The 13503-nt window shown below is 69.8% G+C and carries 15 protein-coding genes; 11 read left to right on the top strand and 4 right to left on the bottom strand.

Features of this window, described 5'->3' with window-relative positions:
* Positions 1-36 precede the first annotated feature (36 nt).
* The 3 genes from DJ010_RS21960 to DJ010_RS04065 are packed head-to-tail and all read right to left on the bottom strand — an operon-like array spanning position 37 to position 1497.
* Positions 37-597, bottom strand: coding sequence for a SecDF P1 head subdomain-containing protein (locus DJ010_RS21960; protein ID WP_158282919.1), 561 nt, complete (start codon positions 595-597; stop codon positions 37-39).
* The gene (locus tag DJ010_RS04070) at positions 594-1211 is read right to left on the bottom strand and encodes a class I SAM-dependent methyltransferase (protein WP_109692301.1); all 618 of its coding nucleotides are present in this window, start codon (positions 1209-1211) and stop codon (positions 594-596) included. Before DJ010_RS04070 ends, DJ010_RS21960 begins: the two co-directional genes overlap by 4 nt.
* Positions 1204-1497, bottom strand: a complete 294-nt coding sequence (locus tag DJ010_RS04065; RefSeq protein WP_245927171.1) for a DUF2530 domain-containing protein — start codon at positions 1495-1497, stop codon at positions 1204-1206. The genes DJ010_RS04070 and DJ010_RS04065 overlap by 8 nt, the downstream gene beginning before the upstream one ends.
* Before the next feature lie 84 nt (positions 1498-1581).
* Between DJ010_RS04065 and DJ010_RS04060 the strand changes: the two genes are divergently transcribed.
* The 10 genes from DJ010_RS04060 (at position 1582) to trmB (ending at position 11079) form a co-directional block, all read left to right on the top strand.
* The gene (locus DJ010_RS04060) at positions 1582-2031 is read left to right on the top strand and encodes a MarR family winged helix-turn-helix transcriptional regulator (protein WP_245927170.1); all 450 of its coding nucleotides are present in this window, start codon (positions 1582-1584) and stop codon (positions 2029-2031) included.
* A gap of 1 nt (position 2032) precedes the next feature.
* The gene (locus DJ010_RS04055) at positions 2033-3334 is read left to right on the top strand and encodes an MFS transporter (protein WP_109692299.1); all 1302 of its coding nucleotides are present in this window, start codon (positions 2033-2035) and stop codon (positions 3332-3334) included.
* Between the two features lie 12 nt (positions 3335-3346).
* The gene (locus tag DJ010_RS04050) at positions 3347-4816 is read left to right on the top strand and encodes an NCS2 family permease (RefSeq protein ID WP_109692298.1); all 1470 of its coding nucleotides are present in this window, start codon (positions 3347-3349) and stop codon (positions 4814-4816) included.
* A 225-nt stretch (positions 4817-5041) separates the two neighbouring features.
* Positions 5042-5416: a 30S ribosomal protein S12 gene (rpsL, locus tag DJ010_RS04045; RefSeq protein WP_109692297.1), complete on the top strand. Its 375-nt coding sequence runs from the start codon at positions 5042-5044 to the stop codon at positions 5414-5416.
* Between the two features lies 1 nt (position 5417).
* Positions 5418-5888: a 30S ribosomal protein S7 gene (gene rpsG, locus DJ010_RS04040; protein WP_109692296.1), complete on the top strand. Its 471-nt coding sequence runs from the start codon at positions 5418-5420 to the stop codon at positions 5886-5888.
* 79 nt (positions 5889-5967) lie between these two features.
* On the top strand, positions 5968-8082 hold the full coding sequence (fusA, locus tag DJ010_RS04035) for an elongation factor G (RefSeq protein ID WP_109692295.1): 2115 nt from the start codon (positions 5968-5970) through the stop codon (positions 8080-8082).
* Positions 8083-8167: 85 nt separating this feature from the next.
* Positions 8168-9361 carry an elongation factor Tu gene (gene tuf, locus DJ010_RS04030; RefSeq protein WP_109692294.1) on the top strand — a complete coding sequence of 398 codons (1194 nt, stop codon included), beginning with the start codon at positions 8168-8170 and terminating at the stop codon, positions 9359-9361.
* Between the two features lie 232 nt (positions 9362-9593).
* Positions 9594-10022 carry a DUF4190 domain-containing protein gene (locus DJ010_RS04025; protein ID WP_211318642.1) on the top strand — a complete coding sequence of 143 codons (429 nt, stop codon included), beginning with the start codon at positions 9594-9596 and terminating at the stop codon, positions 10020-10022.
* Positions 10019-10342 (top strand): DUF4190 domain-containing protein, encoded by a 324-nt coding sequence (locus tag DJ010_RS04020; protein ID WP_109692293.1) that lies wholly within the window; start codon positions 10019-10021, stop codon positions 10340-10342. The genes DJ010_RS04025 and DJ010_RS04020 overlap by 4 nt, the downstream gene beginning before the upstream one ends.
* Positions 10339-11079, top strand: coding sequence for a tRNA (guanosine(46)-N7)-methyltransferase TrmB (gene trmB, locus DJ010_RS04015; RefSeq protein WP_245927169.1), 741 nt, complete (start codon positions 10339-10341; stop codon positions 11077-11079). The genes DJ010_RS04020 and trmB overlap by 4 nt, the downstream gene beginning before the upstream one ends.
* Here trmB and DJ010_RS04010 read toward each other — a convergent pair.
* Positions 11051-11788, bottom strand: a complete 738-nt coding sequence (locus tag DJ010_RS04010) for a tetratricopeptide repeat protein (RefSeq protein ID WP_109692292.1) — start codon at positions 11786-11788, stop codon at positions 11051-11053. The two genes, trmB and DJ010_RS04010, sit on opposite strands and share 29 nt — an antisense overlap.
* A gap of 227 nt (positions 11789-12015) precedes the next feature.
* Between DJ010_RS04010 and phoH2 the strand changes: the two genes are divergently transcribed.
* The gene (phoH2, locus tag DJ010_RS04005) at positions 12016-13383 is read left to right on the top strand and encodes an RNA 5'-3' helicase PhoH2 (protein ID WP_109692291.1); all 1368 of its coding nucleotides are present in this window, start codon (positions 12016-12018) and stop codon (positions 13381-13383) included.
* Positions 13384-13503 lie beyond the last annotated feature (120 nt).

Raw genomic sequence — 13503 nt, 5'->3', positions numbered from 1 at the left:
CGGTCGACGCGGCCTTCGAGCAGGTCGTCCAGCGTCCTACGGCGCCAGCAGGTCGGCGAGCTCCTCGGCCTCCTCCTCGGTGTAGTCGCCCGCGAGGCGCACCACCCCGTCGTCGACCGGCTCCTGCACGGCGGGCGCGGCGAGAACGACGCCGTCGAGCACGATCCCCATCGGCGCGTAGGTGGGGACCAGCTCAGCGGTCAGCGCGGCGAACGCACGGGTCCCCTCCTCGTCGAGGGGCAGCTCCACCTCCCACTGCGCCGCGCCGTTGCGGTTCCTGACCTCCGCCCCGGCGACGCCGCCGGTGATCTCGGGCGCGCCGAGGAGGAAGGACCGCTCGGCGTCGTCGCCGGTGCCACACGCCATCAGCAGGTCGCCGTCCAGGCCGACGGCCTCGGCCGGGCAGGTGAAGCCCGCCCATGCGGCGCAGGTCGGGGCGTCAGCACGGCAGGCGCCGTCGAGGTGGGAGCTCGTCACCACCTTCCGGAACTCGACCTGCGCCCCGTCGGGCTCCGGCGTGGGGGAGTCGTCACCGCACCCGGCCAGCGGCAGCACCAGGGCGGCGAGCGCCACCGCGAGCAGCCGGGGCGGGCTCATCGCGCCGCGCGGAGGACCCAGACGGCGTAGAGGTCGTCGACGGGCCGCAGGTCGTAGCCGCCGAACCGGTGGTCGACCACCAGCCCCGCCTCCGCGACCTCGGCCGCGAACTCCTCCGGCGTCAACCGGCGCGCGGTCTCGGGGCCGCCCTGCAGGTGGAACCCGACGAGCAGCCGGCCGCCGGGCGCCAGCAGCTCCCCGAGCCGGCGCAGCACGGCGACCTCGGTGCCCTCGGCCACGAACGTGATGACGTTGCCGACGCAGACGACCAGGTCGAACTCGGTCGGCGCGCCGGCCGCGTCGAGCACCTCGTCGGTGAGTCCGAGGATGTCGCTGGTCAGCACCTCCACCTCGGGATAGGTACGACGTGACTGCTCGACCAGCCGCGGGTCCGGCTCCGCCGCCACGACCCGGTGTCCCCGGCCCTGCAGGTAGGCCGCGACCCGGCCCATGCCCGACCCGGCGTCGAGCACCCGGGCCCGCCTGCCGACCAACGCGTCGGCCAGCCGGGCCTCACCGTCGACGTCGGCGCCGGACTCCACGAGCTCGGCGAAGCGCCGGCCGTAGCCGAGGTTCCGCTCGCCGCCCTGCGCCCAGCGCGACTGCTCAGCCATCGACCGGAGCGTGGCGCTCGGTGCGGAAGCGGCGCCGGCGCTTGCAGTACTCCATGCCGAGCAGTCCCAGGCCGACGCCGGTCAGGCACATCCACAGCAACCAGGTGGTGCCCTCGTCCTCCAGCCGGCCGTAGAACGGCAGCAGCCCGAGGAAGCCCAGCAGGAACAGCGCGGTCCCGACCTGGACCGTCCGGACCCCGTCGACGTCGAGGGGCTCGACCGGCGCGATCAGGTAGGTGCGGTTGCCGAACTCGTGATGGGTCGGCTGCTCGTCGCGCAGTTCCACGGCCTCATCGTAGATCGCCGGTGTGCGGGCGGTCACACACCGACCGAGAAATACTTAGCAAAGGTAATGACTTATGCTAACGACATGCCCACCACGGAGAATGTCGTCCGCACCGACGCCGGGCTCGCCAGCGAGCTCCGGCTCTCGGTCATGCGACTCCGTCGGCGACTGGCCGGCGAGCGTCACCCCGACAACCTGCTGAGCATGGGCCAGCTGGCGATCCTCGGCGCGCTGTACCGCAACGGCGACCAGACCGTCGGGGAGCTGGCGGCCATGGAGCGGGTCCAGCCGCCGAGCATGACCCGCACGGTGAACTGCCTGGCCGACGGCGGGTACGTCGAGCGCCGGTCGCACCCCTCCGACGGCCGCCAGGTCGTGGTGACCCTCACCGAGGAGGGTCGGGCGGTGCTGCTGGCCGACCGGGCGCGCCGCGACGAGTGGCTGGCCCGTCAGCTCGCCGGGCTCACCGCCGAGGAGCGCGCCGTGCTGCGCAAGGCGACCCCGATCCTGCAACGGCTGGCCCAGGCCGACTGAGATCTCGACGACTCGATCACCGACATCCGACAAGGAGGACCCCACGAGTCCCACGTTCCGCTCCCTGTCCCACCAGAACTACCGCCGCTACTTCGCCGGCAGCCTGGTGTCGAACGTCGGCACCTGGATGCAGCGCGTCGCACAGGACTGGTTGGTGCTGACCATCCCGGGCAACGGGGGTGCCGCCCTCGGCATCACCACCGGGTTGCAGTTCCTGCCGATCCTGCTGCTCTCGCCGTACGCCGGCGTCGTCGCGGACCGCTTCCCCAAGCGCCGGCTGCTCCAGGTCACCCAGGCCACGATGGCGCTGGCCTCGCTCGCCCTCGGCGTCATCGCCGTGCTCGGCGTGGCGGAGACCTGGCACGTCTACCTGATCGCGTTCGCGTTCGGCATCGGCGCCGCGTTCGACGCTCCGGCCCGACAGGCCTTCGTCTCCGAGATGGTCGGCCCCGACGACGTCACCAACGCGGTCGGCCTCAACTCCGCCGCGTTCAACACCGCCCGCATCGTCGGGCCGGCCCTGGCCGGCGTGCTGATCGGGCTCTTCGGTGGCGGCATGGAGGCGACCGGCTGGGTGATCCTCGTCAACGCGGTGTCCTACGCCGCGGTGATCTGGCAGCTCGAGCGCATGGACACCCGGACGCTGCACTCGCCGAAGCCGGTCGGCCGGAGGCCGGGGATGCTGCTCGAGGGCCTGCGCTACCTGCGTGGGCAGCCCAAGATGCTGATGATCCTCGTCCTGGTCTTCTTCGCCGGCACGTTCGGCATGAACTTCCAGATGACCTCCGCCCTGATGGCCACCGAGGTCTACGGCAAGGGCGCGAGCGAGTTCGGGATCCTGGGCTCGGCCCTGGCGGTCGGGTCGCTCAGCGGGGCGCTGATGGCGGCCCGGCGGCCGAAGGTGCGGATCCGGCTGCTGGTCTTCTCGGCGGCCGCGTTCGGGGTCGCGGAGATCGTGGCCGGCTCGCTGCCGTCGTACGTCGCCTTCGTGCTGTTCTGCCCGCTCATCGGGCTGGCGACGATCACCCTGCTCAACTCCGCCAACGCGACGCTCCAGGTCGAGTCCGACCCCGAGCTGCGCGGGCGGGTGATGGCGATCTACATGACGATCGTGATGGGCGGCACCCCGGTGGGTGCCCCGATCATCGGCTGGATCGGGGAGACGTACGGCGCCCGCTGGACGCTCATCGTCGGTGGGGTGCTCGTGCTCGTGGGGGTCGTCCTGGCGCTGCTCGTGTACCGGTCGACCTCGGCCGCGTCGCGACTCGCCGCGGAACCGCTTCCGGTGCCTGTCCGCTCTTGACATGCTGCCCCCATGAGCAGCGAGGCGACCTCTGGCACCGACAGGTCGGGCACGTCGGGCATCGACCGCTTCTTCCGGATCTCGGAGCGCGGCTCCAGCGTCGGGCGCGAGGTCCGCGGCGGGATCGTCACGTTCCTGACGATGGCCTACATCATCGTCCTGAACCCGATCATCCTGCTCGGCGGCACGGACATGAACGGCGACCTGCTCGCCGGCGGCGACGGGGCGCAGATCGCCGCGGCCACGGCGCTGGTCGCCGGTGTGCTGACCATCCTCATGGGGGTGGTCGCGAACTTCCCGATCGCGTTGGCGACGGGCCTCGGGCTCAACGCGTTCGTCACCTACTCCGTCGCCAGCCAGATGACGTGGGCGGACGCGATGGGCCTGGTCGTGATCGAGGGCCTGATCATCCTGGCGCTGGTCTTCACCGGGTTCCGCAAGGCGGTGTTCGACGCCGTACCGGCGCAGCTCAAGGTCGCGATCGCGGTCGGCATCGGCCTGTTCCTGACCATCATCGCGCTGGTCGACGCCGGCTTCGTGCGCAGCACGGGGATCGGCGCGCCCCCGATCCAGATCGGCATCGGCAACCAGCTGCAGGGCTGGCCGGTGCTGGTGTTCTGCTTCGGGTTCCTGCTCGTGATCGCGCTCTACTCGCTGCGGGTGCCGGGCGCGATCCTGATCTCGATCCTGGTGACGACCGTGGTGGCGATCGTCGTCGAGGCGGTCGCCGAGGTCGGTCCGACGTTCGTCGACCCCGCGACCGTCAACCCGGTGGGGTGGAACCTGAACGTCCCGGCCGTGCCCGACGAGGTGGTCGCAGTGCCCGACCTCGGCCTGCTCGGCGAGTTCAGCCTGCTCGGCTCGTGGGAGAACGCCGGGTTCGTCACCGTGTGCCTGCTGATCTTCACCCTGCTCATCTCGGACTTCTTCGACACGATGGGCACGATGACCGCGATCGGCGAGGAGGCCGGCCTCCTCGGCGAGGACGGCGCCCCGCCGAACACGCAGCGGATCCTCGTCGTCGACTCGCTCGCCGCCGCGGCCGGTGGCGCCGCGGGCGTCTCGTCGAACACCTCCTACATCGAGTCGGCGTCGGGCGTGGCCGAGGGTGCGCGCACCGGGCTCGCCAGCGTGGTGACCGGGATCCTCTTCCTGCTCGCGACCTTCATCGCTCCGGTGGTGGAGGTGATCCCCAACGAGGCCGCCGTGCCGGCGCTCGTCCTGGTCGGCTTCCTGATGATGCAGCAGGTCAAGGGCATCGACTGGGACGACGTCGAGATCGCCCTGCCGGCCTTCCTCACGATCGTGCTGATGCCGTTCACGTACTCGATCTCGGTGGGCGTCGGCGCCGGGTTCGTGACCTACGCCTTCCTCAAGCTGGTGCGCCGGAAGGCCGGCGAGCTGCATCCGTTGCTGTGGGTCGTGGCGGCCCTGTTCGTGGTCTACTTCGCCATCAGCCCGATCACCGGCTGGCTCACCTGATCCGTCAGGTAGTCACCCTGACTTTTTCAGGCGTGCGCAGTTTTGCGCTCGCCTGGGGCGGCCGGTAATCTCGTTCCTTGTGTCTGGACCCCGGACACGTCGCGCGCGCCCTGAGTTCCGCATCGGTTCTCCGACGGCGCATCCCACGGCACAAAGCAGCAACGCATCACCACGTGCCCGGCAAGGTGCTGGGTGCTGAGAGCAGACAGGAAAGGGAACCACCAGGTGCCCACCATCAACCAGTTGGTCCGCAAGGGCCGCCAGGACAAGGTGTCGAAGAACAAGACGCCTGCCCTGAAGGGTTCGCCCCAGCGACGCGGTGTGTGCACCCGCGTCTACACCACCACCCCGAAGAAGCCGAACTCCGCCCTCCGCAAGGTCGCCCGTGTGCGCCTGAGCAGCGGCGTCGAGGTCACCGCCTACATCCCGGGTGAGGGTCACAACCTCCAGGAGCACTCGATCGTGCTCGTTCGCGGCGGCCGGGTGAAGGACCTTCCCGGTGTCCGCTACAAGGTCATCCGCGGCGCCCTGGACACCCAGGCCGTGAAGAACCGCAAGCAGGCTCGCAGCCGCTACGGCGCCAAGAAGGAGAAGAGCTGATATGCCGCGCAAGGGCCCCGCTCCGAAGCGACCGCTCGACGTCGACCCGGTCTTCGGGTCGCAGCTGGTCACCCAGCTCGTCTCCAAGGTGCTGCAGGACGGCAAGAAGCAGGTCGCGCAGCGCATCGTCTACTCCGCTCTCGAGGGCACCCGCGAGAAGACCGGCACCGACCCGGTCATCACGCTGAAGCGCGCGCTCGACAACGTGCGTCCCGCCATCGAGGTCAAGTCCCGCCGCGTCGGCGGTGCGACCTACCAGGTCCCGATCGAGGTCAAGGGCAACCGCGGCACCACGCTCGCGCTGCGCTGGCTCGTGGGCTACGCCCAGGAGCGCCGCGAGAAGACCATGAGCGAGCGGCTGATGAACGAGATCCTCGACGCCTCCAACGGCCTCGGTGCCGCGGTGAAGAAGCGCGAGGACACCCACAAGATGGCCGAGTCCAACAAGGCCTTCGCCCACTACCGCTGGTGACGGCGCCGGGAGGGCGCCGTACGACGGAGCCCTCCCCGGCACGCACCTGCCCACTACTTCCTAAGGAACGCTGACTCACGTGGCAGTCGACATCACGACGGACCTGAACGTCGTCCGCAACATCGGCATCATGGCGCACATCGATGCCGGCAAGACCACCACCACCGAGCGCATCCTCTTCTACACGGGCATCACCTACAAGATCGGTGAGGTCCACGAGGGTGCCGCGACGATGGACTGGATGGAGCAGGAGCAGGAGCGCGGCATCACGATCACGTCGGCCGCGACGACCTGCTGGTGGAAGAACCACCAGATCAACATCATCGACACCCCCGGCCACGTGGACTTCACGGCCGAGGTCGAGCGCTCGCTGCGCGTCCTCGACGGCGCCGTCGCGGTCTTCGACGGTGTCGCCGGCGTCGAGCCGCAGACGATGACCGTGTGGCGGCAGGCGAACAAGTACTCCGTGCCCCGGATGTGCTTCGTCAACAAGCTCGACCGCACCGGCGCTGACTTCTTCCGCTGCGTCGACATGATCGTCGAGCGCCTCAACTCCACCCCGCTGGTCCTGCAGCTGCCGATCGGCGCCGAGTCCGACTTCATCGGCGTCGTCGACCTGGTCGAGATGAAGGCCAAGGTCTGGCGCGGCGAGACCCAGATGGGTGAGGACTACGTCGTCGAGGACATCCCCGCCGACATGCAGGCGCAGGCCGAGGAGTACCGCGAGAAGCTCGTGGAGACCCTCGCCGAGGCCGACGACGACATCATGGAGGTCTACCTCGAGGACGGCGACACGTTCGACGTCGCGACCCTCAAGGCCGCCATCCGTCGCGCCACGCTGGCCGACAAGGTCAACCCGGTCCTGTGCGGCACCGCGTTCAAGAACAAGGGCGTCCAGCCCCTGCTCGACGCGGTCGTCGACTACCTGCCCTCGCCGCTCGACATCGAGGCGATCGTCGGCCACAAGCCGGGCGACGAGGAGACCGCGATCGAGCGGAAGCCCTCGGACAGCGAGCCGTTCTCTGGCCTCGCCTACAAGATCGCCTCCGACCCGCACCTCGGCAAGCTGATCTACGTCCGCGTCTACTCGGGCAAGCTCGAGGCCGGCGCGACCGTGGTCAACTCGGTCAACGGCCGCAAGGAGCGGATCGGCAAGGTCTACCAGATGCACGCCAACAAGCGTGAGGAGATCGCGTCGGTCGGCGCCGGCCAGATCGTCGCCGTCATGGGCCTCAAGGACACCCGCACGGGTCACACCCTGAGCGACCCCAACAACCAGGTCGTCCTCGAGTCGATGACGTTCCCGGCCCCGGTGATCGAGGTCGCGATCGAGCCCAAGACCAAGAGCGACCAGGAGAAGCTCGGCACGGCGATCCAGCGGCTCTCCGAGGAGGACCCGACCTTCGTCGTCAAGACCGACGAGGAGACCGGCCAGACCATCATCGCGGGCATGGGCGAGCTCCACCTGGAGATCCTCGTCGACCGCATGAAGCGCGAGTTCCGCGTCGAGGCGACCGTCGGCAAGCCGCAGGTCGCCTACCGCGAGACCATCCGCGGCACGGTCAACAACCACTCCTACACGCACAAGAAGCAGACGGGTGGTTCCGGCCAGTTCGCGAAGGTCGTCGTCTCCCTGGAGCCGAACAAGGACCCCGAGACCGGTCTCGGTGCGGGCTACGAGTTCGCCAACAACGTCACCGGTGGTCGTGTGCCGAAGGAGTACATCCCCTCGGTCGACCAGGGTGGTCAGGAGGCCATGGAGTTCGGCGTGCTCGCCGGCTACCCGATGGTCGACGTGAAGTTCACCCTCGAGGACGGCGCCTACCACGACGTCGACTCCTCCGAGCTCGCGTTCAAGATCGCTGGTCTGCAGGCGTTCAAGGAGGCCGCGCGCCAGGCGCGCCCGGTGCTCCTCGAGCCGATGTTCGCCGTCGAGGTCACCACGCCCGAGAGCTTCCTCGGCACGGTGATCGGTGACATCAACAGCCGACGCGGCCAGATCCGCGCGCAGGAGGAGCGTCACGGCGACATCGTCGTGGCCGCCCTTGTGCCGCTGTCCGAGATGTTCGGGTACGTTGGCGACCTGAGGTCCAAGACCTCCGGCCAGGCTTCGTACTCGATGGAGTTCGACTCGTACGCCGAGGTTCCCACGAACATCGCCGACGAGATCATCAAGAAGGCCCGCGGCGAGTAGTTCGGCTGAACTACGACGAGCACGGCCCTCGGCAACACCCCTTTAGTACGAGTCAAGTAACACACCAAACCAGGAGGAGCCCCCAGTGGCTAAGGCGAAGTTCGAGCGGACCAAGCCGCACGTGAACATCGGCACGATCGGTCACATCGACCACGGCAAGACGACGCTGACTGCAGCGATCTCGAAGGTGCTGCACGACAAGTACCCGGACCTCAACGAGGCGTCGCCGTTCGACTCGATCGACAAGGCTCCCGAGGAGCGCCAGCGCGGCATCACGATCTCGATCGCGCACATCGAGTACCAGACCGAGGCGCGCCACTACGCGCACGTCGACTGCCCCGGTCACGCCGACTACATCAAGAACATGATCACCGGCGCGGCCCAGATGGACGGCGCGATCCTCGTGGTCGCCGCCACCGACGGCCCGATGCCGCAGACGCGTGAGCACGTGCTGCTCGCCCGCCAGGTCGGCGTGCCGGCCCTGGTCGTGGCGCTCAACAAGTGCGACATGGTCGACGACGAGGAGCTCATCGAGCTCGTCGAGATGGAGGTGCGCGAGCTCCTCTCCGAGTACGAGTTCCCGGGCGACGACGTGCCGGTCGTGCGCGTTGCTGCCTTCCCGGCGCTGAACGGCGACGAGAAGTGGGGCGAGTCGGTCGCCGAGCTGATGTCGGCCGTCGACGAGTACATCCCGACCCCCGAGCGTGACACGGACAAGCCGTTCCTCATGCCCGTCGAGGACGTCTTCACGATCACCGGTCGCGGCACCGTGATCACCGGCCGCATCGAGCGGGGCATCGTGAAGGTCAACGAGGAGGTCGAGATCATCGGCATCCGCGAGGGCTCGCAGAAGTCCACCGTCACCGGTGTCGAGATGTTCCGCAAGCTGCTCGACGAGGGCCAGGCCGGTGAGAACGTCGGTCTGCTCCTCCGCGGCACCAAGCGCGAGGACGTCGAGCGCGGCATGGTCGTGATCAAGCCGGGCACGACCACCCCGCACACCAACTTCGAGGCGTCGGTCTACATCCTCTCGAAGGAGGAGGGCGGCCGTCACACGCCGTTCTTCAACAACTACCGTCCGCAGTTCTACTTCCGGACGACCGACGTGACCGGCGTCGTGACCCTCCCCGAGGGCACCGAGATGGTCATGCCGGGCGACAACACCGAGATGGCCGTCGAGCTCATCCAGCCCATCGCGATGGACGAGGGCCTGCGGTTCGCCATCCGTGAGGGTGGCCGCACCGTCGGTGCCGGCCGGGTCACGAAGATCACGAAGTGACCTTCTGAACCAAACAGAAAGCCCCCCGAGCCCGCTAGGGCTCGGGGGGCTTTCTGCTTTGGTTGCGAGGGTCCCGCGTGACTTCGTAGGAGCCGACCCGGCGGATCCTCTGCGCCGGCGCGAAGCGCCCCCACCCGGAGGATGCGCCGTGTCGGCGACCCCCGCCGACGGCGCGCGGCCCGAAGCGACCTGGCGCGTTTCCGACCGCACCGGGAATGGGATGATTCCGCGCATGAGTGATCTGCCGCCCCCGGGACCGCAACAGCCGTCGCAGGAGCCGGTCCCGCCGGCTCCTCCGTACGGCGCGCAGCCCCCGCCGTACGGCACCCAGCCGCCGCCGAACCCCTACCAGCCGTACGCGCCCGGCTACGGCCCGACGGGGGTGCCGCAGTGGGCGCCGGACCACCCGCAGGCGACGACCGTGCTGCTGCTCGGCATCCTCGGGCTGGCGCTGTGCCAGCTGTTGGCGCCGTTCGCGTGGATCAAGGGCTCGCGGGTCAAGAAGGAGATCGACGCGGCGGGCGGCGCCTACGGCGGTCGCAGCCAGGTGCAGATCGGCTACGTGCTCGGCATCGTCGGCACCGCGCTCCTCGGCATCACCGTGGTGGGCTTCTTCCTCTACATCGTCATCGTCGTCATCGCGGTCGCGAGCAGCGCATGAGCGCCCAGCCGCCACCGAGCGCCTATCCGCAGTACGGCGCCCCGCCGCCGCGCGCGCCCGACCACCCGCAGACCACGACCATCCTTGTCCTCGGCATCATCGGCGTGACGTTCTTCCAGCTGTGCGCGCCGTTCGCGTGGTACCTCGGCTCCAAGGCCAAGCGCGAGATCGAGGAGTCGAACGGGGCGATCGGCGGCATCGGCATGGTCAACCTCGGCCGGATCCTCGGCATCGTCGGCACCCTGCTCGTCGCCGTCAGCGCGCTGATCATCATCGTGGCGATCATCATCATCGTCGCGACCGCGGCCGGATCCGCGTGAACGACGAGCACGGCGTCAACCCCGCGCGGCCGCACCAGAAGCTGACCGCCGACGGCCGGCGAATGCGCGAGGTGCTGACCTACAGCCGGCGCGGCAGCAGGTTCACGCCGCAGCAGGCGGCGGCGTGGGAGACCCACCACGAGGACTGGGTGATCCCCGACGAGGCGGTGGACGAGGCGGGCTTCTCGCTCGACTCGTGGTTCGGCAGGGGACCCGAGGACCGCGAGGGCCTGATCGTCGAGATCGGCTCGGGCGTGGGGGAGGCGACCGCGGCGCTCGCCGCGCAGCGGCCGTCGTACGACGTGCTGGCGCTGGAGGTGTGGCGCCCCGGTGTCGCAGCGACGCTCGGGCGGTTGGCCGAGGCCGGGGCCGGCAACGTGCGGCTGTGCGGCGTCGACGCGGTCTGGTCGCTCGAGCACCTGCTCGGCCCCGGCAGCGTCACGGAGCTGTGGACGTTCTTCCCGGACCCGTGGCACAAGAAGCGGCACCACAAGCGGCGCTTGGTGACACCGGCGTTCGCCGCGCTGGCGGCGGCCCGGCTCCTGCCGGGCGGCGTGTGGCGGCTGGCGACGGACTGGGAGGACTACGCCGAGCAGATGGTCGAGGTGCTCGACGCCGAGCCGGCGTTCGAGGGCGGCGTCGTGGAGCGGTGGGCGGAACGGCCGGTCACCAAGTTCGAGCGGAAGGGCGTGGCCGCCGGTCGCGCGATCACGGACCTGGCGTACCGGCGTCGCTGACGCCCGTGAGGATCGCGATCTCCTCGTCGACGTAGGGGTCCTCCTCGCCGGCCTCGATGAGCTCGGCCTGGAGCTGACGCTGGATCTCGAGCGCCTGCTCGGTGCTGCCGAGGTTGCGCAGCGCCCAGGCGACCATCCACCGGGCGATGCGGATCTCGCCCGGCGTCCCGGTCGCCCGGCGGGCGTCGAGCGCGTCCTCGAACGCGGCGAGCGCCTCGCCCCAGGCGCCGGCGTCGGCATGGACCATCCCGACGTTGTTCTGCAGGGAGGCGACCCAGCGGCGAGCGCGGGGGTCCTCGGCGGCCTTCGCCACGACGAGCGCGGCGTAGGTCGCGTCGAGCCGCTCGGCCCCGGGCACCACGAGCGCGACCATGTGCAGAGCGTCGACGTGGAGCTCCTCGAGACCCTCCCGCAGCGCGGTGGTCGCCGCCTCCTCGAAGAGCGGCCGGGCCCGGTCCGCGTCGCCCGCGGAGCGGTGGAGGCGACCCCGTTCCAGCACCAGCCGTACGGCGACCTCGGGGGGCTGCTCCGGGGCCAGCTGGTCGAGCACGGCGTGCCCCTCGTCGTACCGCTCCTGGAGGCCGAGCGCCCGCGCCACCTGGGTCAGCCAGATGCCGCGCTCGGGGCCGGCCGCGGAGTCCGCCGCGTCGCGGAACCGCTGCTCCGACCCGGACGGGTCGTCGAAGTCCCAGAGGTCGCTCGGGTGCACGCTGCGATCCTCCCACCGTCCCCCGGGGGTCACAGAACGTTCACACCCCCGTTCGGGCGTGTCGCCCTGAACGGGGGGTGGGGCGGCGTACTTTCACAGGCACTGGCGGGTGGGGAAGCCCGCCACATCGGGAGGCCCGACGTGACCCACCACGGCTGCGCAACCCGGTCCCTCTTCAACGAATAGGGCCGGGCGCGGCAGACGCGTGCGGTCCGGTGAGGTGCGAAGTGCCTAACCAGAAGTCCCGTGCCGCCGTCGGCCCCGACACCACCACGTCCACCGCTCCTGCTCCGGCGTCCGGTCGCCGGACCTACGTCCTCGACACCAGCGTGCTGCTCGCCGATCCCGGCGCGCTCCGCAGGTTCGCCGAGCACGAGGTGGTGCTGCCCGTCGTGGTGATCACCGAGCTGGAGGGCAAGCGGCACCATCCCGAGCTCGGGTACTTCGCCCGCAGTGCGCTGCGCATGCTCGACGAGATGCGGATCAGCCACGGCCGTCTCGACACCCCGGTCCCGGTGGGGGAGGAAGGCGGCACCGTCCGCGTCGAGCTCAACCACACCGACGTCGCGTCGCTGCCCTCCGGTTTCCGGTTGGGGGACAACGACACCCGGATCCTCGCCGTCGCCCGCAACCTGGCCGACGAGGGCCACGACGTCACGCTGGTCTCCAAGGACCTGCCGCTGCGGATCAAGGCCTCCGCGGTCGGCCTCAACGCCGAGGAGTACCGGGGCGAGGTCATCCACGACTCCGACACCGGCTACTCCGGGCTGGCGGAGCTCGACGTGGCCGCCGAGGAGCTCGACGAGCTCTACGACGACGGCACGCTCGACCTCGAGGTGGCGCGGGACCTGCCGTGCCACCAGGGGCTGGTCCTGCTCTCCGACAGGGGTACGGCGCTCGGCCGCGTCGGTTCCGACAAGCAGGTGCACCTGGTGCGGGGCGACCGGGAGGCGTTCGGCATCCACGGCCGGTCGGCCGAGCAGCGGATCGCACTGGAGATGCTGCTCGATCCCGAGGTCGGCATCGTCTCGCTCGGCGGCCGGGCCGGCACCGGAAAGTCGGCGCTGGCCCTGTGTGCCGGGCTCGAGGCGGTCATGGAGCGGCGCCAGCACAAGAAGGTGGTCGTCTTCCGGCCCCTGTTCGCCGTCGGTGGTCAGGAGCTCGGCTACCTGCCCGGCTCGGAGTCGGAGAAGATGTCGCCCTGGGCCCAGGCCGTCTTCGACACCCTCGGCGCGCTGACCTCCAACGACGTGATCGAGGAGGTGCTCGACCGCGGCATGCTCGAGGTGCTCCCGCTCACCCACATCCGCGGCCGCTCGCTGCACGACTCGTTCGTCATCGTCGACGAGGCCCAGTCGCTGGAGCGCAACGTCCTGCTGACCGTGCTCTCGCGGATCGGCGCCAACTCCAAGGTGGTGCTGACCCACGACGTGGCCCAGCGCGACAACCTCCGCGTCGGTCGCCACGACGGCGTCGTCGCCGTGGTCGAGAAGCTCAAGGGCCACCCGCTCTTCGCCCACGTGACGTTGACCCGCTCCGAGCGCTCGCCGATCGCCGCCCTGGTCACCGAGATGCTGGAGAACGTGGTCGTCTGATCGAGCAACAGATCCGCCTCCGCTGTGACGGATGTGAATCCTGTGACGACGAATCCCGATTGCTTCCACAAATGTCGCGGGTTGGTTTGCGACTGCTCGGCAAGTCAGGCAGGGTGTCGG

The sequence above is a fragment of the Nocardioides silvaticus genome, from assembly GCF_003160695.1.
GTDB classification, from domain to species: Bacteria; Actinomycetota; Actinomycetes; order Propionibacteriales; family Nocardioidaceae; genus Nocardioides; species Nocardioides silvaticus.
Note: the sequence above shows the minus strand (reverse complement) of the source record. Positions and strands in the feature narration are given on the sequence as shown.